This is a genomic window from Spirosoma daeguense (assembly GCF_054776875.1).
Window position 1 is genome coordinate 99,005 of record NZ_BAAHBF010000002.1, and the last position, 22,059, is coordinate 121,063.

The window sequence follows — 22,059 nt, forward strand, 5'->3', positions numbered from 1 at the left end:
TAGCATTACTGCGCTGATGCCTTAGCCGTAACAACGGCTTCGTCGTCAGAAATCTCCTCAACAGGTCGGCGACGCCAGTAGTTGGCCAGCAGCGAACCCGATATGTTCATCCAGGGGCTGAAAACGGCGGCTGGCAAACCAACGGTTCCGAGTTTGCCCATGCTCCCGGCTAAACCGGATGCCATACCCCCGTTTTGCAAGCCAACTTCAAACGCTACGGTACGTGCCGAATTTTTATCGAGCCCAAACAAACGGCTGAGCCAGTAGCCGAAAAAATAACCGGCTCCGTTGTGAAGAACTGAACAGAGAAAGAGCAAAAAGCCAACTTTCAGCAGATTCTCGCGTCCGGCTGCTGTGGTTACGGCGGTAAAATAAATGATTCCGAACATCGATACGTAGGGCATCCAGTCGTCGAGTTTTGGGTTGCGGCTTGCCAGAATGTGATAAATAACGCCCACAATCAGTGCTGCCAGCAGAAAACTGAAAATTTCAAGCGCCTGTAATGCTTCAGCCGATGCTACGTTGGTTTCGAAAAAAGCCCATCCGCCCCAGGCTAGAATAATTAGCCAGCCAATCGAAAGCGCAAATAATACGTTGACTGTCCGGTGACCACGTGAAGAAGCCGTTTTCAGATAATCGTGGAGTAGTGCGGCAAAAAGTGGAACGATCACAATCTTGATAATTTCCATCATCATATTCACAAACTTGATTTCGATAAGTGTTCCGGCTAGTAGTTTGAGTAACAAGGGCGTTAGAAACGGAGCGGCCAACGTAGCCATTGCCGTTACCACAACTGACAACACCAAGTTAGCTTTGGCTAGATAAACCATTACGTTAGAAGCTAATCCGCTTGAACACGAACCGATCAGGATAACACCAGCCGCAATTTCGGGCTCAAACTGAAAGATTTTTGTGAGTAGCCAGCCCATGAGTGGCATAACCGTAAAATGACAGAACAACCCAATTGCTACGCCTTTACCCGTGCTACGTAGTCCGGTAAAATCCCGAATGCTCATCTGAATGCCCATGCCGAACATAACCAGTTGGATGATCAGCAAAATGAGCCATTTATTCCGCAAATCGAATGTTCCCCAGTGTGTAAACGCAGCCGGATAAATCATGGCGGCAACAACGGCCACAATAATCCAGGCGGTATACTGATACGTTTTGAGGCTCGGTATAGCCGTCATTCCCAGCGTAAAACTCACGGCAGCAATGACCGCCGAAGGTTGCCAGATGGCGGCATTAGCGAGTAGCAAACCAATCAGCAACGTAGCGAAAGCAAGTCCGGCAATGTAAAGCGGAGTTTTATTCATGGGATGGCAAAAACGTTTCTGGAAAATTATTGAGCTAACTGTTCGGCCAGATGTTGAATAGCGATGGGCGGACTTGCCAGAATCGGGACTTTTTTGTCAGCTTCATCCAACGTATCGACTACCCGCGCCATCGACGCCTGCGCCAGTACAATTACATCGACTTTAGTGCTTAATTCTTTCAGTGCCGAAGCCACCATTGTGTCGTGTTTGGCCGAATCGCCACTCATAAGCGCATCGAACGCACCTTCGCACAGAACCGAAGTTATGTCAATATTCTTTCCGGCAACTGCGGCCCGACGTTTTACCAAATCGCTGGTTGGGCCGAGCGTAGTAGGCAACGTAGCAATCACGCCAATTTTCTGGCCGATCTCAACGGCTTTGTCGGCCATAGGCTGATCGACACGTAGCACGGGTACGTTGGTCAGTGGAGCCGACGCTTCGACAGCCGCACCAATGGATGAACACGTAACGAGAATAAAATCGGCTCCGGCATTTTCAGCCGAACTCACATAATTACCAACGCGACGAGCAATATCGGTTGTGAGTTCACCGCGTTGGATGATATTCCTGACCAAGCTATCGTCAACAATGTTGAACGTTTGAATGCCGGGTAAATACTCGCAGCAAAGTTGTTGAAATACAGGTACTAGTGTGGCTGATGTGTGAATCAGGCCTAGTGTTTTTTGGCTCATTGGTTTATAGCTAGATGAAACGACTTTTCAAAAAATTATGAGAAATATCCTCAGAACACTTTCCCTTCGCGCAATACGCCGAAATAGTTTTCAGTGCCAACCTGTCCGCCTTTGAAATTTACCTCAATACCATCCAATGACGAACCGGGTGCCGTCGCCCGACAAAGTGGTGCGCCGGGAACAAGCGGAGCGATCATTTCTACCGCTTCGATACCCATAGCCCGAGCCGCATAACTGGACGTATCGCCACCGGCCACAACGACCCTACGTACCGACGTTTGCCCAACGACTTCTTTCCCTACGTGTCCAAGTGCAGTTCCTAGTTTTTCTGACGATAACGTAGCACCACCCGACGCTACGTTGCCGCCCGTATGCACAAGTACGTTACGTTGTAGACCGATTTCAGAAATGGCGTCCTGAATGTAGTGAGCGAGCAGTAATTGCGTGTTAGGTGCTTCGTGAATTAGTTGAGCATCAAGGATTATCTCACTAAAACCGTTGGCTTTTGCCCAGGCAATCTGTCCCGACGTAACGGGCGAACAACTTCCCGAAAGTACGAGCAAGGGCGTCGATTTTCCGGGATTGGGCCAGGACGTAACGGGCATAAATACGTTGTGGAGATTCCAGTATTTGCCAAGCGCCATATCGACCCCCGACGACCCAACTGAAAACAGCGGATTCGTTGGATGACCGTATGAATCGAGCAATTCACCAATAGATAGTAAGTGTTCTTCGTAAAGTGCGTCGAGCAGAATAATTTCAGCATCATTCTGCAAGAGCGACGTGACAGAATTCTGAATATCCTCCTGATTTCTAACAACTTGAAGGATGTCTAACAAGCCGATTTTTTTGTCTGTTTGCTTCGCCAGATGCAGCCGTAAGTCGCTTTCGTCGGCGGGCGTAACCGGATGCCTGCTCATGGACGGATGTCGGTCGAGTCGGTAAATCGTGCCTGCGCTACCAATTCCCATCCGAGCAAACAGGTTTCCGAAAACACAATAGCGACCCAATGACGGGGCTGCTACCAACAACGGAACGAAGCTTTTCTGAAATAACTCATGACCCACGTCAATAGCGCGACCAATGCTTCCGATTGCCGGTGATGAATCGAATGTGGAGCATACTTTATAATGAACGTGCCGGGTGCCGAGTTTCTGTAATTGACTAAAGGCCGAACGTAGCGTTTGCTCCATCGCATCGGCAACCATTGACCGTGTCAAACCCGCTACGCCAATTGCATCCAGATTCGGATACGTAGCGAGTTTTTCTGGCGTTGGCGGTTCGATGAACAAAGCCGTTTTCAACCCCGCCCGACTCAGAAATTCGAGCGCATCGGTAGAACCCGTAAAATCATCGCCGTAATAAGCCAGTTGAAGGGAAACCATAGCTGATGTTGAATGTAGGATATGGGATGTATGAAGTAGAATGTATGTTATATGAAGGTGACCAGAACGCTACCCAACATCATATTTCATACATCCTATATCAGACCTATAAATTACTTTCCGAATTTTTCGACCGATTTGGCGAATTCGGGATACTGGTTGGCGGCTTCGTCAATGCTCAAACCATCGACAGCCGCTTGCCATGCTTGTTGCAGGGCCGTTACGCCAGCGGCCGGACCCATTGGATGCGCCAGAATACCACCGCCAGCCATGTAGAGCAAATCAATGGTTTGGGTTCGGCGATACGTTTCGGGAGCTTGACCGCCCCACTGCCCGGATGACACAACGGGTAATACTGAATAGCCACCAAACAATGGTTTCAAACAAGCGTTGATTGATTGAACAACACTATCGTCTGATTCCCAGAACTTATTCTGAATACCGTTCACGTGAATCTGATCGACTCCGGCCAACCGCCACAATTTCTGATAGGCGGGAAATTCGATGCCTAAAAGTGGGTGGCGCGTAAGCATACCCCAGCCGTTGCGGTGCCCGTGAATCGCCAGCGCGCGCTGATCACCAATTTTTTTTGTCGCCGAAATACCAACGCTGTTCAGACTGACCATAGCACACGTACCGCCACTGTTCACAACTTTGTCATACCGACGTAGCATTTCATCAATTTCGGCGCTGATGTTGAAGGCATACATGATTTTTTTGCCCGTTTTATCAGCATGTCGATTGATCACATCCATGATGGCGTCGACCCGCGCGTCGAACGGCGAATTGGCGGTTGATCCCATCAGTTCGTCATCTTTCACAAAATCAATACCGGCCCCGGCCAGCGTTTTTACTAATTCGGCCGTTTGTTCCGGCGACAGCCCAACGCTGGGTTTGATGATGGTTCCGATCAGCGGACGATTATAAACTCCTGTAAGTTTACGACAGCCATCAATGCCAAACGCTGGACCGGGGTAATTATCGGCGAACGATGGTGGAAGGTCAATATCGAGAAGTTTCAGCCCCGTGAATTGCCGGATTTCATACAGATTACCCTGTAACGTCGAGATCAGAACCGGCAGGTTATATCCGAAATTTTCGATTGACCACGATACCGTAACAATAGCCCGATGATACGTCCCGGAAGCACTCACCGCGCCAGGAATAGCTGGTTCCGAGACGGATTCCAGCGGTGTAACGGATTCGACACGAGCGGCAAACCGGCTTTTTAGCTCTTCGGTTTCGCCCGGTACGGCCACAAACGTACCCGACGATTGTTCGCCCGCCAGAACGGCTGCTGCAGATTCAGGACTAAATGGCGTTTCGATGTAGTACGTAGCTGTAATACGTTCCATACGTAAAGAAAATTGGCAATGGGCAAACTTACTCGTTTACGCAAACCCGAATCTCCACCATTTTCTCTGAAAATTATACAATATTAGCGTGAGGGGTTGGGGCAATATAAAACGCCAATTTTGATAATGAGTATCATCAAAATTGGCGTTTTATTCACTGTGAAGAATTATTGATTAGCTGAAATCTTTTGTTTTACCTTTTTTACAAAGTCAACAGATACGCCGGCAATTTCAGCGATTTGCTCAAGGCTATAATTCAGCTTTGTAAGAAGGCTAGCAACAATTTTTTCCTCACCAAGATTGAATCCCTGATCAATACCTCGAAGGAAAAGAACATCACGTTCTTCGTTGATATGTTTGGCGATACTATCCATAGCAGTCTTTAATATCAGCTCCAAATTACGCAATTGGGCTAAAACGCGCAATTGATTGAAATATTTCTTTAATGCTAAATCGCCCTCCGTCGTTTCCTCAACTCGCTGAATGATCTCTTTCAGTACGCGTTCTGGGTTTTGATTTTTAAAATTGCCCAATATACTTAAAACCACTTCTTCAGGTTGAGGAGATTGTAGAAAAAGCTGGTAATCAAGTTGGGCAAAGGAAATCAGCGGGAAATGGAATTTCATATACGCACTGTCAAGTTGAGTAGGCATTTCAGGCACGGATGAGCCTAGGAAAATAACGAATTGCCGAATTGGTAATTCATATTTACGCTCTAACATCACGTAGTATTCTGCCATGCGATAAATCATTTTATGTTCGTCGGCCACTTGAAATTCAATTTGCAGAACAAATGTGTTGTGCAGATCATCAGTGATTTTCTTTAGTACATCTGGCTTTCGTTCTTTCGTGTGTTGAATATCATCTGGCAATTCTTCTGACACAATAGCGGTTATAGCGAGAATGTGTTGCATCAGGCTCGGAATAACCGCTTCTATATTTTCCTTGACTATCTTATCGTATTGGCTGGATTGTTTACCCATGCCGTAAAAATAGTAAAAGGAAAGAGTTTTGTATCTATTTTTGATACATAGGTTTCTTGTAGCTCGCTTTGTGCGTTCTCATGATAAGCTTAAAGACGGGTTGCGTTTCACTCATGTAGCTCTACGTCATTCCAACCTAACCGTTCGCCCGATATTTATCTCTTCCAGAAACGATTCGTCGTGTGAAACGACGATGAGGGTACCCTGATATTCGTTGATGGCGGACGTGAGAATGCCGATGCTTTGGATGTCCAGATTGTTGGTTGGTTCGTCGAGAATGATCAAGTCAGGTGCCTGATTACTGATGGTGAGACAACATAACATCAATCTCATTTTTTCGCCACCGCTTAGGGACGCACATGATTTGTCCCAGTCGTTTTTCGAAAACAGAAACCGATTGAGTCGAATTTTGACTTCGTGCTCCTGCAACGCCGAAACATTGAAATGCTGAGCCTGCTGATAAACCGTTAACGTATTGTCGATGAGCGAATAATCCTGATCTATATAAACTGATTTATTCTCGGCTCTATAAACGCTTCCCTTGTTGGGTTCCAGCTCACCCAGAATGATTTTCATCAGCGTTGTTTTACCCGAACCATTCGCGCCTTTCAAGGTAATACGTTCGCCACTGGTCAGTTGAAAACGTAGTGGTTCCGGCCAAAGAAACCGATCATTATAGCCAAAATTGATATCGTTGGCCGAAAACAAAATCTTGCCTTTGTGCAGCGTTGAGTTGTCGAAACCAAACCGCATTTTATCGGTATCGGGAAGCTCTTTACGTAGTTCAGATAACTCCTCTGAAATAGCTCCGATCTTTTCGGTATGAACACCTTTCAGCCGCGAGGTACTTTTCTCGGCGTTATTGCGGAGGGTGTTCATCATGATTCGGGCAACGCCAGCATTTTCCTGTTTCTTTTTGCCACGCGTATCGAGTTTTTGTTTGCGTTCTGCCGTTTCGCGCTCTACGTCTCTGGCTTTTCGGAGTGCTTTTTCTTTACTTTTTACATCCTGATTCAGCGCGTTGCTTTCGATGGTTTTTTGCTCAACGTAGAAGTCATAATTGCCGCCATAAACCGTAATTCCACGTTTGGTTAACTCATATACGGCACCAAGTAAATTCAATAATTTTCGGTCGTGACTCACTACTACCAACGTAGCAGACGTTGACTGGATAAAATCATATAACAATTGCCGACCTGCTGTATCGAGGTGATTGCTGGGTTCATCCAGTAATACTACGTCGGGATTATGAATCGAAATGCCCGCCAGAAACACCTTTGTTTTCTGACCGCCACTCAACGTACTCATAGGCTGGGTTAAATCCAGATTTTCTAGTTGCCAACGAATTAAGGCTTCCTGACAACGTTCTTCAATTGTCCAATCATCGTTTAGCTTAGCGAGGTTCTCTTCTGTTACGTTGCCATCGAGAATTTCCCGAAGCGAGCGAAGTTTGTCCTCTATTCGTAGAGCCTGTGCTACGTTCAGCTCATTGAACTGACCGAATAATTGCGGAACGTAGTAGGGCACTGAATCGACCTTAATCTGGCCTTCTGAAGGCTTTAATGCGCCCGCCATAATTTTTAACAAGGTCGACTTACCAGTGCCATTGTTGCCAATCAGAGCGGCTTTTTCGTGAGAATTGATGGTAAGATTTACGTCGTTGAATAGTAAATCTTTATTCGGATGGAAGTAAGATATATGCTGTAAATTAATCATGATTTCTTTCGTATGGAGATGAATGATTATAGCGAACCGACTAATGGTTTCGCTATTGATTTTCCCAGAAAGAAATTTGATCCTACATGAAGAGGGGAGACGTATTGACTTGTGGCTACAAAGATAAGAAAGTTTTGGTTTCGACAGGATTAACAAGATGAACAGGATAAATAAGCATTAGTCTGAATCCTGTTCATCTTGTTAATCCTGTCGAAAAAATCTATCGAACAAACGGAATCCAGACTTCCATTTCTGAATGGCCTCGGTTGGCCCAGGCGTAGTATGGAATCAATCGAACGCGGGTAGGAGCGGGGGCTTTTTCCGATACTTCCCGATAAAGCTGGTTAGTCCAGTTGGCTTCGCTCAACAGTTTTGCCTCGCCTTCCAGCGCCATCAACTCGCTGTTGGCAACAGTAAGCCGCGTTGGTTTGAAATCTATTTTTGCCGACAGTGCTACGTTGTTCAGCTTGGTTTTCGGATTATCGACCGATTCTAAACAGTACACTAATGGACCACGTTTCACGGCAACCTGATTGCGGGTTTCTTCTACGAGCGGGTTCGCTTCAATCAGTTTTACGGGCATGGGCAGATTGATTTCAACTTTATCGCCTGCTTTCCAGCTTCTGTTGATTTCGGCGTATTCGCCCGTTTTCAGCGACGTTGCAATTGCCTTTCCATTTACTGAAATCGTTGCGCCCTGACACCAACCCGGAATACGGACAAGCACCGAGAACGGTTTGGTCGGCGCCTGTTCCAGTTGCAACGTAACGGCACCATCCCAGGGGTAATTGGTTGTTTGAGTTAAACGTAGCGGTGAGCCGTCTTTTAACGTAGTGTTCAATTGGCTTCCACCGAATAGGTTCAACCACAGTCCCTTATCGGAAATGCTGTAGGCATAACTGCTTACTTCAGCTACGGTACGTACTGTGTTGGGTGGGCAACAATTCGACAGGCGGATGTACGGCTGGCGGCCGCCCATCCAGCGCATTTGGTATGGATAATCGTCGGATGCACTAAGCGGGTTTGTGTAGAAAAACCTGGTACCGCCTAGATTTACGCCTGATAAAATGCTGTTGTATAAGGCCAGTTCCATTACGTCGGCATACTTGGCCTGACCCGTAATTTGGAGCATCCGATAATTCCAGAGCAGGCTGCCGATATTGGCGCAGGTTTCGTTATGCGCCGAATGATTGGGTAATTGAAACGCCTTTCCATACGCCTGATGGACTTTCTGTACCGTATCGGGTTTGTAGGACGTTCCTTCAGGCGATACGCCGTCGTACAAGGCACCACAGCCACCCGTTACGTACATTTTACGATTCACTACGTCGTTCCACATTAAATCGAGAGTCGAGAGCAACGTACTATCGCCGGTTTCTGCAAATACGTCGGCGGCTCCGGCAAACAGGTAATTGGCACGTACAGCATGACCGATTACTTTTTTCATCTGGCGAAATGGCACCCGGTCGGAGTTGTCGTCCGTACCTTCGGAAAGCCCACGAATGTCGATAAGCTTTTGTGCCAGAATCAGGTATTTTGGATCGCGGGTGGTACGGTACATCTCCGTGATACCCATATAATGTGATGGACAAATGGCGTTACGTGCCTGTTCGGGGCTGGCAGAATTGTAGAAACCGATCAGAAAATCAGTCGCTTTTTTGGCAATATTGAGCAACGACGTTTTTCCTGTTGCGCGGTAATGTACGCAGGCGGCAGTCATGAGATGCCCGAAATTGTAAGCTTCAAAGCTGAGCTTATCATCAAACATCTTTTGCTCGCCCGTCTTCTTCTGCTGAATAATGGCTTTTGTATATACGTACCCATCGGGAGCCTGTGCTTTGGCGATTACGGCAATGGCTTTATCGAGTTGCGCATCCAGTTTCGGATCTTTCGTAATGGCGTACATACTCGCTACTGACTCCAGCGTTTTGTAGAAATCACCATCGTGGAATGAAGGCCCTTTAAAATTGCCGGATTCGAGACCCGCAGCTATCTCGAAATTCCGAAATGCGTGGCTGATTTTGGGGTCGGTATAGGTATCCCACAAGCGCGGTACCATGGAATCTCGGCAAACGGCAAATCGGTCAGCCCAAAAGCCTTTTGTCCATTTCACAGCGTTTAGATCAGTGCTTTCCAGTCGCGCAAACTTGCTCTGCGACGTATTGACCAGCGCTTTGGTTTGGGCCATTACGGATGATGAGAGAAAGCTAAACGCGGTAGCTAAAAGAGTATATCGGAATTGACTTTTAGACGGAGTCATGACGATGGAATAGTATAAAAGTCAAAATTAATTGGAGTAAACCGATGTTAGTTCCGTTATGTTGGCTTGAGTTTGTATGATTTTATCATGTTGCTAGTAGCATTCTGGATCTCCACATCTGGATATATTAGTAACACACTGCAGTATATACCTGCACGTTGACGCTAGAATGCTAGCCTGGTCAGGCTATCTGCATCGATCATTAATTAGAGGAAATTTACTTACGTAAAAAATAAATTTTCAATAAACTTTGTATTACAAAGTACTTTTATAATATTTGCAATCATAATAAAACAACACAGATATGATCACCAGCAATCAACGATTTACAGGCATTTTACTGACCGTCGCTTTTATTCTGCTTATTCCCTTTGTGGCGATGCAATTCACGCCAGAAGTGCAATGGACATTATTCGATTTTGTAGTAGCCGGTACACTTCTGCTAAGCACGGGTCTGCTGATTGAGCTGGTTATGAGGAAGGTAGCTAAAGTCGAATATCGAATTGCTATTTGTGTTATGCTTCTGGTCACTCTATTTCTGATTTGGGCTGAATTGGCAGTTGGCCTCTTCGGAACGCCGTTTGCAGGCAATTAATGTTCAAAAAAAAATCCTTAAACTGATTCGCCATGAAAAATGTACTAGGGAAGTTTGTTGGCTTTGTTGTCGGATTTGCCAGTTTCCTTTTTCTATTTAAACTACTCATCCTCGATCATACCCCGCCTTCCGATGAATTAGCACCTGGCGTAGTAATACTTACTGCGATTTTTAGCGGCTTATGCTTTGCTTTTGTGGGCCACAGGCTACAGAACTATTGGAAAACGAAGAGTCTTTAGGTACGTCTGCAATACAAGCATGGGCGCACGATGGCTTATTTATTGCTACGTTGGGAAAGTAGTTTCCGTTCGAGATGTACCAGGCCGAGTATTATAAGGATTTCGAGGGTGAAGTAGAGTAAGCCTAAGATTGTCAGGTTGTTGTAATGGTAAATAACCAGGCTGGCTGTTAGTAAACAGTAGAGTAGGTTGGCTACGCTGATGATCGCTACGTATTTACGCCAGTTTCTGATGGGTAGAACGTAACAGCTAAGCGAATAGAGCGCGAACAGGCTAGCTATTGATGCGAGGACGTAAAGTAGTTTCGGGGATAGTCCAAAATTGGATTCAAGTCGGGCCAGAACAGCCACCAGAAAGAACGCCGTTATAAAAGCGCCGATACCATCGATCAGGAAAATTCGCTTTGACTCTGCCAGAGACCACTTGATACGTTCCGAAACTTTATCGGCCATTGGGGCTTGTTCAAACAAGAAAAGTGCTACGTCACCAAAAGTGAGAAACGTAGCACTTTTCACCAAACTCTACGTTAAAATAATTAGTTAGCTCCTGTTAACGTTGCTAATAGCTCATCAAGCGATTCGAGTGTGGCAGTTAGTCCTTCCTGCATACCCATCTGAACAACTGTTTCTAAATCAGCGAGGGAGTTGAACGTAACAATCGTTTGAACAAGGGCATTGTCGCCCAGATTGGTAAACGTTACTTCCCAGGTGGCGCGGGGAAGTTCAGTATTTAGATTGCCGTCTTCGTCGCAGAAACCGTCCAGCGCGGTATATGTATCAATAGGCTGAATTTTCAGGTAATCCATACGCCCCCAATACTCTTTTCCGTCGGGTTCAACCATCGCGTATAACCATTGCCCGCCTTCGCTAAAATCCATCGATTTGGTTTTGGTAGTGAGGGGTTTCGGCGCAAACCATCTTTCGAGCAGTTCACTTTTGGTGTAAGCATCCCAGACCAGTTGGCGGTTGGCCCGGAATTCGCGCCGGATGGTCATAGTGTTGTTTTCTCTGTCTACCAGAAAATCAAATTGTACGTTGCTCATTAGTTATTTGTTTTTAAGGGTGTTCAAAAGGTCGTCGAGCTGGCTGAAACGGTCTTCCCAGATTTTTCGGAATTGCTCCAGCCATTTATCTATTTCTTTCATCTTGTCGATTTCGAGCTTGTAAAAAATCTCCCGGCCCTGATGATCGGGTTTTACAAGATCACACTCCGTAAGAATTCGTAAGTGTTTGGAAACGGCCTGCCGGGTTGTGTCGAAATGTTCGGCAATGGCGTTCGGCGTCATCGGTTGCATTGCAATCAGCACAATAATTGCCCGGCGGGTCGGGTCAGCTATCGCCTGAAAAATATCCCTTCTCATAGGTTCTCTCTTTTTGTGCAACTATATGGTTGCAAATATACGTGCAACTGTTCGGTTGTACAAGTTTATTTTACTGTTTTATTTGCTAGTTTGGCAGCAGAAGAGGTTATAAATAAAACATTTAGGTAGCGCGGCAATTAAGGCTATTGCGAAATTGACGCCAGTATTTTTAGATCAGTAAATTCAATAACTTAGATTTATCCAGTTCGTGCCCTTTAATAAAATCCATCTCATTTTGTTTTAACCCAACTGTTTCGGACAGTGAATCATTACTGTACATTTTAACATGTGGGTCGGGTAAAGCAACTAACGTTTTTTTTGCTACTATCTGCCCCCAAATATCTCCTAAAGTGTCATTTATATAGATTTTAGATTCTAGATAAGAGCTAAAATCGGGTTCATGTTTATCTCTGAATTGGTCTTGGACAAGATACTTTCTAACGACGTCTTTTGGTTGGTAAAATGAATCAAATTCTGCAATATTCAATTTAAAGCCAGAAACGTCGAAAAAAACTAAATAAGTCCTATCGATAAACATTGGGTTGGCTTTAGGGTTAACAGGGTTTTCCCAATAACCACCATTATAACATGGAAATACTAGTGATTTAATTTTACCACCTTGTATAATTACCTCTTTTCCAATTATAGCACAATCAAACAGTTGTATATCTTCTAGTTGCATATCAAAAAGGGTCATTTTTTGCTGAATTTAGAATTTCCTTTATAACCTAATAATGACTTTGTAGCTTATTTATCAGGATAAGCTTTGAGCAAAGAATTGGCTTCGCTGACTGAAATAAGCGAAATACAGCCATGTCGGGCTTCGGACGGGAAATCGACATTCTCTTCAACTGTCCAGTGAAGCAAGTCCGGCGAGTAGGATGCGCCGAAGCGGTTGGTCATGCAATAATCGTATAGTAATAGCCAGCCGGTTTTTACGGGGTCCTTGATGACCGTTGGTCCCTCAGTGATTACCGGAACAATTTGGCCTTTATTCAAATGCCCTTCTATTGTTGTGTAAGGCCCTTCCAGATTTTGGGACGTAGCAACTCGAATGGCGCGCCGTTCGCCGGTTTTGGCCCCAAACTCTTCTTCTTTATGGAACAGATAATACGTTCCCTGCTGCTCCAGCAGGGTTCCGTCGATTACTGAATAAGTTGGGGCAAAAAAGACTTTGGCGGGCGTAAAGGTTTTCCAGTCGCGGGTTCTGCTGTACCAGAGTCGACTTTCTTTCCAGCCTGCATCTTTGAAGGACGATGACCAAAATAGTACGTAGTCGCCGGATTTAGCATCGTAAAACCATTCGGGTGCCCAGATATTTCCGGCAAAATCACCTGACTCATTTTTGGCATCTTTCATCAACGGCAGCGTACCCTCGACTTGCCAATGAATCAAATCTTTCGACGTAATGTAAAGACAACTTGGCCCCATTTTCTCCCGATCGGCCCGATTGCCGCCACCCGTCGATAAAATCCGCCAGAGACCATCGGGGCCGCGACGAACGTATGGGTCGCGAACGTGATGTTCCCAAACGGGTTTATTGTCATTTAATGGTGTCCAATGGCGGCCATCAGTCGATAAGGCAATGTGTAACTTGTTAATCAGCATCGGGTCGGGTAGAGGTACCTCCACCGTATTGCCTTTTGCGTCGATTTCAATACGTGTCGGATAGCGTTGTCGGAAGTACGTCAGCATCCAGACGTTTTTGGTATTGCCGTCGATTTTGAGCGGTTTTTGTGGAACCGACTCGTTTTTCGATTGGGCAAAAGCTCCATTCAATGATAATAGCAGGAGTAGCGATAAGGTCGTAATTTTCATTCCAGCATTGATCGTATGGAATGAGAAGATTGTTTTTTTGCCAATTCTACTCTTTACCGCCAAATCGGTACGTTGATCGAACTGTCTGTATACCACTGGATACGTAGCGGTTCTTTACCGTCTTCGATGGTTTCGGTGCTGGCATCTTTGCCCGTTCCGTAGTTGAGTTGTGAGAACGGATTTTTATTGACGTTAACGCCCACCACCAACCGACTTCCTTTTCTCAATTGCTTGCTCACCAGATGCGTGTTTGTAAAGTCGATAGTCGTCAGTTCATTAGGCTTTAGCAAAGTTCGTTTGGTTATGTTTTTAGCATAGCTCGCCCGCCCGATGTAGTACGACAGATGAAAGTATTCGCCGGTTGGTGTTAATTCGTACAACGTAACGCCCAGATCCACATCCTTTTTGTTGATGCTGATTTTCAGTTGGCCCAGAAACGAGCCATTCACAAGAAGCGGTTCAGTTAGTGGTTCGCTGACGAAAATAAAGCCGTTACTGGTGTCAAGTTCCGTTCGCGCAATCGGGGCGGGGTAGTAGTTGTTGTACGTGAATCGCCGATCCGAAAAATCGACCTCTTGCGTCAAATAATCCGTTTTTACTGGTTTTTTAGCCGCTAATGAATAGAAGCCGTTTTGCTTTTTGTCAGACAGATAAAAGGTAAGAAAACCGTTATACAGTTTATCGAGCGAGGGTGCACTACGCCACGTATTGGCTCCCATGACTTCGTAATTGATTTTATCCTTCAGTATGGCAGGCTTTGGGCCATCTTGAAGGACGTAGTCAAACCACTGATACGTTATTTTTTTGATGTCGAACAACGCGACGGAATCCACCGAATAGTCGTTAATTATTTTTTCCCCGCCAATCTGCGTTCCGAAGTGTCCATACGGTCCAATGACGAGGTAAGCGGGCGTTTTTGGATTATACTTTTGAAGCTCGCGGAGGTAGTACAGACTCGAATTTTGCGAATCGTTGTAATAACCATCGAACGCTAAAATCGGAATGTTGATCCGGGCAAAATCACGCTCGTACGGAGCCATCTTCTGCCAATACGTATCAAAATCGGGATGACTGATCCAGCGTTGAAACCACTTGTTGGGCACACCGTCGACGCTGTCCATTTTGTTGTAAGCCGCTCCGCTGTGCCACCAGTCGAACATCAGGTTTCGATACCGTTTTCTATCGTTTCCGGCCAGTGTGTCGAGATATTTATTGTTGCCAACGTAGAACGCCCATTCATAATTCGGGTTGATAAATACGTTATTTTCCATCGGCAACCCCATTCCCGGTCGGTTTGCTACGTAGGGAACAATGGTTTTGAGTGCCGGATGAAGTTTTTTACAGGCCGCCCACTGCGCAAAACCGTTGTAACTGCCGCCAAACATACCAACGCTGCCATTGCACCACGGCTGTTTACTGATCCAGTCGATTACCTCATACGTATCGTTGGCTTCATGTTCGTATGGATAAATCTCGTCGGGGCTAAATCGTTTGCCACGCGTGTAAGCAATGACGCCCACATACCCATTATCGGCCGATTCTTTGAGCGTCTTCATATCACGCCCTTTGTCACGCACGTAAATGGTGAACTGAAGAACCACCGGAAGCGGTTGCGCTACGTTCTTTTTTCGAACCACAATAGCCGATAACGTAGCACCGTCGCGGGTTTTTATCAATACGCTATCCTGAATATCGTATGGACTGGAAGCATCTTCGAATTTGGTGGCAGCGGTCTGTTGTGCAAAGCTGCAGAGTGAAAGCAAAAACAAAAGAGAAAGGCAAAAAATACGGTTTACCATGCGAATCAGAAAGTTGCGGCTAACCTAGTGCTTGTTGTGAACAGATTACTACGTAGCATCCCAAAGACGCACTTTAAAGGAAGACGTTGCAACAAGTCGCTTATTTGCGTTTACCCGTTTCGATGCCGATGTATTCGAAGTAATTGCCTTTGAGCTGATAGAGAAGATTTCGGGTTGATACGGTTCCCTGCTCATCGACAACTGCTACGTATACGATTTTACGTTTTTCGTCGTAGCTAATTAATTCAACAGGTCGTTCGGACCGGTCGACAACGCTGAAAAAATTATATTCTACCCGAATGCTGTTTAGTTTTTCGGTTCTGGTTTTGAATAGCTCAACAGAGTCATTCAGTTTTCCATTATCTATCGTAAAAACAGAAATAGATTGTAATGCATCGCGGGTCGAATAGATGCTGTTCGAGATAGCTAAATAGTAATTTTTATGGTTGATGTTGACGGTATAAATCTTCGAACAGAAACTCCCGGCGTCGCCTTCTTCTGCTACGTATTTCAGCACTTTGGTAAATATTTTCGAATTGTCGCTCCACTGATAAATCTCATTATAAAGACGCATTGTACCGCCTGTCCATGTATCCCAACTGTAGATTCTGAATTTTCCATCGGCGGACGTATTGATGTAGCAATTTGCTTTACTCACTAATTTTTTAAACGGGTAAGCTAACGTAGCAGGGTTTTCCTTTAAAACCTTTACCAATTCTTTCGCGAATACGTTGGCTGGCTTTCCTGTTTTTCCGCTGTCTTTGAACAACTTCGAGTATAAAACAATCAACTCATTTTCTTTTGTCGCGAGACTTTTTGATTGTGCGAAGGCGTTGTGGGCGGATAAGACGAGCAGAAAGACAAGAAAGCTGATGTTGATGGATTTAATCATAAAAATGCGGATTAGACACCCTGCCAGATGTTGCTTCTAGACTTTTCTTTTTAAGTCAGTTGGTTAATGCGGCAAAAATGCTGTTTTATAACTTTGCTCCAAGCGTTTGGCTATGAATATTGATAGGTTTACGTTAACCATAAAATCCAACCTAATAGAAAATTATGCCCTGGAATCCTGATGTGTACAATCAATTTAAAGGCGTTCGTTTTCAGCCTTTTTTTGATCTGATGGGACTTATAGCCGACAACGGATGGACGACTGCCGTTGATTTAGGATGTGGAACGGGGGAGCAAACCCGCATTTTATCAGAACGATTTTCAAAAGCAACTTTTGTTGGGATGGACTCATCGCCCGAAATGCTGGCTCATAGCAAAGCATTTGAAAGCGAAAATCTGCGTTTTGAAAACAGGAGCGTTGAAGCATTTATTGCTGATACGTTGCCCCAACAGTGGGATTTGATTTTTAGTAATGCGGCCCTACAATGGTCGAATGATCACGAAACGTTGTTTCCGAAATTGATAGCCAAGCTGAGCGACAAAGGACAGTTTGCCGTGCAGATGCCGGTGCAGCATGAGAACCTGCTCAATAAGCTTTTGTATGAACTGGTGCAGGAAAAGCCGTTTGTCGATCAGTTGCAGGGCTGGAAACGAACGTCGCCCCTGTTAAGCATCGACCAGTACGCGCAACTCATGTTTGAGCATGGTTTACAGGATATTCAGATCATGCAGAAAGTGTATCCGATCATTGCCAACGATGCCGACAACTTAGTCGATTTTATCTCCGGCTCTGCGTTAGTTCCGTATCTCGAAAGGCTGTCGCCCGGTGAGCAACAACCCTTTATGGCCGAATTTAAAGAACGCGTTCAGCAGTCGTTTACGAAATTCCCGGCCATGTATGCGTTTAAACGACTGTTGCTGTATGGAAAGCGAACGTAGCGTCAGTTAAACGACTGCCTGAATTCGAGCGGTGATACGTTCGTTTTGTTTTTAAACAGCTTGTTAAACGACTGCGGATACTCGAAACCTAACTGATACGCAATTTCGCTGACGGTCAGTTGCGTGGTGGTAAGCAACTCCTTCGACTTTTCGATGAGCTTGTTATGAATGTGCTGCTGCGTGGTTTGGCCAGTCAGCGAACGTAACATATCGCTCAGATAATCGGGCGTAACATTCAGTTGTTGCGCTACGTATTGCACTGTGGGTAAGCCTGAAAACAAGATTTTTTCATTGGTAAAATAATCCGAAAGCAACTCATCCACTTTCGACAGCAGGTCGTGGTTGTGGGTCTTTCGGGTGATAAACTGCCGGTTATAAAATCGGTTGGCGTAGTTGAGCAGAAGCTCTATGTACGATACGATTATATCCTGACTGAAATGGTCGATGTTTACCTTCAATTCGTGATCGATCTGTAGCATCAGCGACGTAATGGTGATTTGCTCACTGTCGGACAGGTGCAGCGATTCGGCAAGGTTGTAGGAAAAATAACCATAACCAGTAATCGTTTTGCCCAGCGTAAAATTCCGGATCAGATCGGGTTTAAACACGAGCAAATAACCTGTCGTGGTTGCGTTGGGCAATTGCTCTAGCTTGAAAACCTGCCCCGGTTTGGTAAACGTCATAACGCCTTCGTTGAAATCATAATCGCGTTGTCCGTATATCATTTTGCAGGTGTGCGACTGTTTCAGCGCAACGCAATAGAAATCGTGTGAAAAATGCTTCCAGACGTCAGAATGGCTATAATTCAGCAAACTAACGTCCAGCACACTCACCAGCGGATGTAAAGGCTTGGACAACCTGAACAACTGATGCCATTCGGAAATAGATTGAATGATATGGGGTGATGCTACGTTGTTTTTCATTTAAATAGTTGTTGACGTAATACATCGGAAGAACGTTCCTCCGATGTATCGCTACGAAATTTACAAGGTTGCCATATCGATCACAAACCGATAGCGTACATCGCCTTTTTCCAGCCGCTCAAAAGCGGTGTTAATGTCTTTCATGTCAATCAGTTCGATGTCGGAAACAATATTGTGTTCGGCGCAGAAATCCAGCATGTCCTGGGTTTCCTGCAAACCGCCAACACCCGAACCCGTGATGGATTTATTGCCTGCAACAACCGAAAATGACGATATTTCCCACGGTTTGGGTGGTAAGCCCAGGTTAATATACGTACCGTTCGTTTTCAGGATGGCCAGATACGGATTAATGTCGTGATCGGCTGATACACTGTCCAGCACGAAGTCGAACGAATGAAAAATGGATTTCATTTGCTGTTCATCTTTTGATACAACAAAATGATGAGCGCCTAGTTCTTTGGCCGCTTCTTCTTTGTTCGGCGACGTACTGATCACCGTTACCTCTGCCCCCACCGCTACGCCAAATTTCACCGCCATATGGCCCAAACCGCCCAGACCAACTACGGCCAGTTTGTGCCCTTTGCCCACTTTCCATTTACGTAGTGGCGACCACGTAGTGATTCCGGCGCAGAGCAACGGCGCAACGGCAGCAAGGTCTAGTTTGTCGGAAATGTGGTGCGTAAAGTCTTCATTCACAACAATTGAACTCGAATAACCGCCGTACGTTGGCTGGCCCTGCGTGTCTAAATTATTATAGGTCTGAACCGGACTGACCGAGCAAAACTGCTCATGTCCACTTTGGCAGTCTTCGCAGTGCCGGCACGAATCAACAATGGTGCCCACACCCGCCGTATCGCCGATCTTGAATTTCGTTACGTGATCGCCCACTGCCATAATTTTACCCACAATTTCGTGGCCCGGAACCAGCGGAAAAATGCTGATGCCCCAATGGTCGTGAACGTTGTGTATATCGGTATGGCATACGCCACAGTACAAAATCTGTACCTGTACGTCGTGTGGGCCAACGTCTCGTCGATCAAAATTCCAGGGTTCTAATTGAGCGTTCTGCGCAAGGGCTGCGTATGCTTTTGCCTGTATCATAACTTCATTTGTTTTCCAGAACAAATGTCGCCTGAAGACGTAGCGGCTACCGTATCCAAATCCCCGCAAGTTGTATCCAAAAAATCTGCTACGTCCCTATGCTCGTCCGTGATGCATCGCAGATGAACGTAGCATCAATTAAACGATTGCCGGAATTCGAGGGGCGATTGGCGGGTTTTGCTTTTGAAAAACTTGCTGAAACTTTGCGAATGCTCAAAACCCAGATCGTAGGCGATTTCGCTGACCGACGAATCCGTCGTGGAGAGTTTTTCTTTGGCTTTTGCGATGAGCTTTTCGTGAATGTGTTGCTGGGTGGTCAGGCCAGTGTGTTGCTTCAATAAGCTGCTCAAATATTTGGTCGATATGTTGAGCGTATCAGCAACGTATTGAACCGACGGCAAGCCTTTAGAAATCAGATCTTCCTGATCGAAATAATCGGTCAGTACGTCCTCCAGCCGGGTCAGGATTTTGCTGTTGGTTATTTTTCGCGTGATGAACTGACGTTCGTAAAACCGTTGAGCATACGTAAACATCAGCTCCAACTGGGCAATAATCACGTCCTGGCTGAACTTATCAATATTGGCCTGATACTCCTGACGGATGTTGTCAACAATGCCATTGATGACCGTTTCTTCTCTATCGGAAAGAAACAAAGCCTCGTTGGTGGCATAATCGAAGTAATCGAATTGCTTGATTTTTTTGGCGAGTGGCGTTCCCCATAAAAAATCGGGGTGTATAAACAGCATCCAGCCTTCCAGATTGACAGGTACGCCATTTTCTTCCCCGCGCAATATTTGTCCGGGCGACATAAATGCCATCAGTCCTTCGTCGAAATCGTATTTCTGCTGGCCATAGATCAGTTTATCGCAACCTCTTTTCAGAGACACAACATAGAAATCAAAGATCACGGCATCGACGTCTGTGTTATTTTTCAGGCTGCTTACATCAATAATACTGATCAGTGGATGCTGCGGCTTCGGTAGTTGCGCCAGTCGATGCCCATCTGTAATAGACTTTATTCTGAATGGTTTTGGAATAGCCATAGCTACAGTTAATTTTTGAACGGATACTTCAACCAGATCATGATCAGTGGCATGGCCAGAAACGGAATTTCAATCAGCGCCATTCTGTAGTCGCCCGCACGTAACGACAACGCCATGATCAGCACAATAGTGATGGCATTCAGTAGATTTCCGATGAAGAACGTCTGTGGAAACAGCAACATCAATCCGATTACGATAGAAAATACCCCAAAAAATGGCATTACCGATTTCGTGACGCCTAGATTCGCCATCATTTTTGCCTGTTCGGGCGTGCTGGACTGAAACGCATCCCAACCATGTTTAACACTCAAAAAAGCGGAAACCGCAATAAGGATGATACTAATGATGCTCTTTGTCATGTGATTAATCGGTTATTGTACACGCTTTAGTTTCATGGTCTGACCCAACAGAGAAATCCCAACGTAGCCACGGAACTCCAGTTCATTACTGCCTACTAATTTAGCTTTCAGCCGATACGTTCGGCCATCGTCCGGGTTGTATAATTGCCCGTCGGTATATTCGCCATCGTCATAGACAAGATTGGTTATATTGACGATATTTTGCCGGGATCGGTTACGTAAATTTTTGTCTGGATTCTTAAAATCTTTTTTCGGCGTTTTCCCGTCGGCCTCATACATGGTCGACGCCCACAAAAGTTTCCCGGAATACGTATCGTTTGTTTTATAGATTTCGAATCGAAGACCAACGTCTGAGCCGACACTTTGCCAGATTCCAGTGAGTTTATCGGCAGGCTGTTGCGCAAAACTGACCAGAGAAATACAGAGCAGAAAAGCGGCAAAAAATAGGGTTTTCATACGTTATTTTTTTGGGCTTTAAATTTCTTGAATTCACCATGGCCAAATTTTAACATCAAACCGGGCGCCACTCTGGTGGCGATTTTTATCAGGTTGATCGCAAACGGTTTTAGCTCCTTCTTATCGTTTTTAAGCCCATTGACGGCAACACGTACCATCTGCTCTACACTCATCATCATACTTGGATTGGGAGCAACAGTCCAGTCGTTTTGCAGGTTGGTATTCACCCCCGGCGGAATCATTTCAAACACCTTCACATTCGTATCTTCCAGTTGCAAACGTAACGCCTGCGTATAGGCACGAACGCCCGCTTTGGTGGCGCTGTAGATGGGGGCCACCGAGTAAGACATAAAGGCAATCCCAGATGATACATTCACAATGGCCGCAGATTTCTGTTTCACCAGATGCGGCAAAAATTGATGCACCATTTGAACAGTACCCGTAAGGTTGGTAGCTATTTCCTGATTGATATTGTCCAGACTCAGCGACGCATCCTGCACATCGATCAGGCGCATCAGTCCGGCGTTGTTAATGATGATATTTAAGCGGGGAAACTGCTGAATAACAGTCTTGTAAAGCTGTTCGATGTCGGCAGGATTGCTGACATCACTCTGGAACGTGTGTACGTTCGGGAATTGCTTTTTCGTTTCGTTCAGGGCATCGAGTTTACGCCCGGTAACGAGAACGGTTGCGCCTTGTTCGGTGAGTTGTTTTACCAGTTCCAAACCAATTCCGCTGGTTCCGCCGGTAATGAGAATGGTGCTATTTTTCAGGTCCATGATTTCTGTTTTTTGATGATGCAAAGTTCTGCACCATTCAAAAAACAGAT

General features: G+C 45.5%; 22 protein-coding genes. 2 read left to right on the forward strand and 20 right to left on the reverse strand.

The genetic code is table 11. From position 1 onward, the window contains the following. Window positions 1-5: 5 nt before the first annotated feature. From ACYVD4_RS05275 to ACYVD4_RS05305, 7 genes are all read right to left on the reverse strand, one after another. Complete coding sequence (locus tag ACYVD4_RS05275; RefSeq protein WP_460943157.1) at window positions 6-1,316, reverse strand: bile acid:sodium symporter family protein; 1,311 nt, start codon at window positions 1,314-1,316, stop codon at window positions 6-8. 26 nt (window positions 1,317-1,342) lie between these two features. Beyond that, a complete protein-coding gene (locus ACYVD4_RS05280) occupies window positions 1,343-2,008 on the reverse strand; it encodes an aspartate/glutamate racemase family protein (protein WP_460943159.1) in 666 nt (221 codons plus the stop codon). A 50-nt stretch (window positions 2,009-2,058) separates the two neighbouring features. Then, window positions 2,059-3,393: a four-carbon acid sugar kinase family protein gene (locus tag ACYVD4_RS05285; RefSeq protein ID WP_460943161.1), complete on the reverse strand. Its 1,335-nt coding sequence runs from the start codon at window positions 3,391-3,393 to the stop codon at window positions 2,059-2,061. Window positions 3,394-3,506: 113 nt separating this feature from the next. Beyond that, a complete protein-coding gene (locus tag ACYVD4_RS05290; RefSeq protein ID WP_460943163.1) occupies window positions 3,507-4,748 on the reverse strand; it encodes a ribulose-bisphosphate carboxylase large subunit family protein in 1,242 nt (413 codons plus the stop codon). Between the two features lie 167 nt (window positions 4,749-4,915). After that, on the reverse strand, window positions 4,916-5,731 hold the full coding sequence (locus ACYVD4_RS05295; protein ID WP_460943165.1) for an RpnC/YadD family protein: 816 nt from the start codon (window positions 5,729-5,731) through the stop codon (window positions 4,916-4,918). A gap of 126 nt (window positions 5,732-5,857) precedes the next feature. Beyond that, the gene (gene abc-f / locus ACYVD4_RS05300; RefSeq protein WP_460943167.1) at window positions 5,858-7,447 is read right to left on the reverse strand and encodes a ribosomal protection-like ABC-F family protein; all 1,590 of its coding nucleotides are present in this window, start codon (window positions 7,445-7,447) and stop codon (window positions 5,858-5,860) included. 220 nt (window positions 7,448-7,667) lie between these two features. Then, window positions 7,668-9,707, reverse strand: coding sequence for an aceric acid hydrolase (locus ACYVD4_RS05305; RefSeq protein WP_460943169.1), 2,040 nt, complete (start codon window positions 9,705-9,707; stop codon window positions 7,668-7,670). Window positions 9,708-10,011: 304 nt separating this feature from the next. Between ACYVD4_RS05305 and ACYVD4_RS05310 the strand changes: the two genes are divergently transcribed. Then, entirely contained in the window at window positions 10,012-10,302 is a 291-nt protein-coding gene (locus tag ACYVD4_RS05310) for a hypothetical protein (protein ID WP_460943171.1), read from the forward strand. 274 nt (window positions 10,303-10,576) lie between these two features. On the opposite strand, the gene ACYVD4_RS05315 is transcribed toward ACYVD4_RS05310, so the two are convergent. The 7 genes from ACYVD4_RS05315 to ACYVD4_RS05345 form a co-directional block, all read right to left on the reverse strand. Beyond that, entirely contained in the window at window positions 10,577-11,056 is a 480-nt protein-coding gene (locus ACYVD4_RS05315) for a hypothetical protein (RefSeq protein ID WP_460943173.1), read from the reverse strand. 20 nt (window positions 11,057-11,076) lie between these two features. Continuing rightward, window positions 11,077-11,583 carry an SRPBCC family protein gene (locus ACYVD4_RS05320; protein WP_460943175.1) on the reverse strand — a complete coding sequence of 169 codons (507 nt, stop codon included), beginning with the start codon at window positions 11,581-11,583 and terminating at the stop codon, window positions 11,077-11,079. A 3-nt stretch (window positions 11,584-11,586) separates the two neighbouring features. Then, a complete protein-coding gene (locus ACYVD4_RS05325) occupies window positions 11,587-11,901 on the reverse strand; it encodes an ArsR/SmtB family transcription factor (RefSeq protein ID WP_460943177.1) in 315 nt (104 codons plus the stop codon). A gap of 169 nt (window positions 11,902-12,070) precedes the next feature. Continuing rightward, the gene (locus ACYVD4_RS05330; RefSeq protein WP_460943179.1) at window positions 12,071-12,598 is read right to left on the reverse strand and encodes a hypothetical protein; all 528 of its coding nucleotides are present in this window, start codon (window positions 12,596-12,598) and stop codon (window positions 12,071-12,073) included. Between the two features lie 50 nt (window positions 12,599-12,648). Then, a complete protein-coding gene (locus tag ACYVD4_RS05335; RefSeq protein ID WP_460943181.1) occupies window positions 12,649-13,719 on the reverse strand; it encodes a glycoside hydrolase family 43 protein in 1,071 nt (356 codons plus the stop codon). A gap of 53 nt (window positions 13,720-13,772) precedes the next feature. Next, on the reverse strand, window positions 13,773-15,482 hold the full coding sequence (locus ACYVD4_RS05340) for a CocE/NonD family hydrolase (RefSeq protein ID WP_460943183.1): 1,710 nt from the start codon (window positions 15,480-15,482) through the stop codon (window positions 13,773-13,775). Window positions 15,483-15,618: 136 nt separating this feature from the next. Next, the gene (locus tag ACYVD4_RS05345) at window positions 15,619-16,410 is read right to left on the reverse strand and encodes a hypothetical protein (protein WP_460943185.1); all 792 of its coding nucleotides are present in this window, start codon (window positions 16,408-16,410) and stop codon (window positions 15,619-15,621) included. Between the two features lie 164 nt (window positions 16,411-16,574). Here ACYVD4_RS05345 and ACYVD4_RS05350 point away from each other — a divergent pair, with 164 nt between their 5' ends. Further along, window positions 16,575-17,348, forward strand: coding sequence for a methyltransferase domain-containing protein (locus ACYVD4_RS05350; RefSeq protein WP_460943187.1), 774 nt, complete (start codon window positions 16,575-16,577; stop codon window positions 17,346-17,348). A gap of 2 nt (window positions 17,349-17,350) precedes the next feature. Here ACYVD4_RS05350 and ACYVD4_RS05355 read toward each other — a convergent pair whose 3' ends face one another. From ACYVD4_RS05355 to ACYVD4_RS05380, 6 genes are all read right to left on the reverse strand, one after another. Continuing rightward, on the reverse strand, window positions 17,351-18,271 hold the full coding sequence (locus tag ACYVD4_RS05355; RefSeq protein ID WP_460943189.1) for a helix-turn-helix domain-containing protein: 921 nt from the start codon (window positions 18,269-18,271) through the stop codon (window positions 17,351-17,353). Between the two features lie 60 nt (window positions 18,272-18,331). Beyond that, window positions 18,332-19,372: an NAD(P)-dependent alcohol dehydrogenase gene (locus ACYVD4_RS05360; RefSeq protein ID WP_460943191.1), complete on the reverse strand. Its 1,041-nt coding sequence runs from the start codon at window positions 19,370-19,372 to the stop codon at window positions 18,332-18,334. Window positions 19,373-19,506: 134 nt separating this feature from the next. Further along, window positions 19,507-20,415, reverse strand: a complete 909-nt coding sequence (locus ACYVD4_RS05365) for a helix-turn-helix domain-containing protein (RefSeq protein ID WP_460943193.1) — start codon at window positions 20,413-20,415, stop codon at window positions 19,507-19,509. An 8-nt stretch (window positions 20,416-20,423) separates the two neighbouring features. After that, the gene (locus tag ACYVD4_RS05370) at window positions 20,424-20,774 is read right to left on the reverse strand and encodes a hypothetical protein (RefSeq protein WP_460943195.1); all 351 of its coding nucleotides are present in this window, start codon (window positions 20,772-20,774) and stop codon (window positions 20,424-20,426) included. A gap of 12 nt (window positions 20,775-20,786) precedes the next feature. Beyond that, window positions 20,787-21,230, reverse strand: a complete 444-nt coding sequence (locus ACYVD4_RS05375; RefSeq protein ID WP_460943197.1) for a DUF2147 domain-containing protein — start codon at window positions 21,228-21,230, stop codon at window positions 20,787-20,789. Continuing rightward, the gene (locus ACYVD4_RS05380; RefSeq protein ID WP_460943199.1) at window positions 21,227-22,009 is read right to left on the reverse strand and encodes an SDR family oxidoreductase; all 783 of its coding nucleotides are present in this window, start codon (window positions 22,007-22,009) and stop codon (window positions 21,227-21,229) included. Before ACYVD4_RS05380 ends, ACYVD4_RS05375 begins: the two co-directional genes overlap by 4 nt. Between the last annotated feature and the right edge of the window lie 50 nt (window positions 22,010-22,059).

Bases quoted from the DNA above. Each gene is read 5' to 3' on its own strand.
- ACYVD4_RS05275 (WP_460943157.1), bottom strand. From the start codon at position 1,316: ATGAATAAAACTCCGCTTTACATTGCCGGACTTGCTTTCGCTACGTTG.
- ACYVD4_RS05280 (WP_460943159.1), bottom strand. From the start codon at position 2,008: ATGAGCCAAAAAACACTAGGCCTGATTCACACATCAGCCACACTAGTA.
- ACYVD4_RS05285 (WP_460943161.1), bottom strand. From the start codon at position 3,393: ATGGTTTCCCTTCAACTGGCTTATTACGGCGATGATTTTACGGGTTCT.
- ACYVD4_RS05290 (WP_460943163.1), bottom strand. From the start codon at position 4,748: ATGGAACGTATTACAGCTACGTACTACATCGAAACGCCATTTAGTCCT.
- ACYVD4_RS05295 (WP_460943165.1), bottom strand. From the start codon at position 5,731: ATGGGTAAACAATCCAGCCAATACGATAAGATAGTCAAGGAAAATATA.
- abc-f (WP_460943167.1), bottom strand. From the start codon at position 7,447: ATGATTAATTTACAGCATATATCTTACTTCCATCCGAATAAAGATTTA.
- ACYVD4_RS05305 (WP_460943169.1), bottom strand. From the start codon at position 9,707: ATGACTCCGTCTAAAAGTCAATTCCGATATACTCTTTTAGCTACCGCG.
- ACYVD4_RS05310 (WP_460943171.1), top strand. From the start codon at position 10,012: ATGATCACCAGCAATCAACGATTTACAGGCATTTTACTGACCGTCGCT.
- ACYVD4_RS05320 (WP_460943175.1), bottom strand. From the start codon at position 11,583: ATGAGCAACGTACAATTTGATTTTCTGGTAGACAGAGAAAACAACACT.
- ACYVD4_RS05325 (WP_460943177.1), bottom strand. From the start codon at position 11,901: ATGAGAAGGGATATTTTTCAGGCGATAGCTGACCCGACCCGCCGGGCA.
- ACYVD4_RS05330 (WP_460943179.1), bottom strand. From the start codon at position 12,598: ATGACCCTTTTTGATATGCAACTAGAAGATATACAACTGTTTGATTGT.
- ACYVD4_RS05335 (WP_460943181.1), bottom strand. From the start codon at position 13,719: ATGAAAATTACGACCTTATCGCTACTCCTGCTATTATCATTGAATGGA.
- ACYVD4_RS05345 (WP_460943185.1), bottom strand. From the start codon at position 16,410: ATGATTAAATCCATCAACATCAGCTTTCTTGTCTTTCTGCTCGTCTTA.
- ACYVD4_RS05350 (WP_460943187.1), top strand. From the start codon at position 16,575: ATGCCCTGGAATCCTGATGTGTACAATCAATTTAAAGGCGTTCGTTTT.
- ACYVD4_RS05355 (WP_460943189.1), bottom strand. From the start codon at position 18,271: ATGAAAAACAACGTAGCATCACCCCATATCATTCAATCTATTTCCGAA.
- ACYVD4_RS05360 (WP_460943191.1), bottom strand. From the start codon at position 19,372: ATGATACAGGCAAAAGCATACGCAGCCCTTGCGCAGAACGCTCAATTA.
- ACYVD4_RS05365 (WP_460943193.1), bottom strand. From the start codon at position 20,415: ATGGCTATTCCAAAACCATTCAGAATAAAGTCTATTACAGATGGGCAT.
- ACYVD4_RS05370 (WP_460943195.1), bottom strand. From the start codon at position 20,774: ATGACAAAGAGCATCATTAGTATCATCCTTATTGCGGTTTCCGCTTTT.
- ACYVD4_RS05375 (WP_460943197.1), bottom strand. From the start codon at position 21,230: ATGAAAACCCTATTTTTTGCCGCTTTTCTGCTCTGTATTTCTCTGGTC.
- ACYVD4_RS05380 (WP_460943199.1), bottom strand. From the start codon at position 22,009: ATGGACCTGAAAAATAGCACCATTCTCATTACCGGCGGAACCAGCGGA.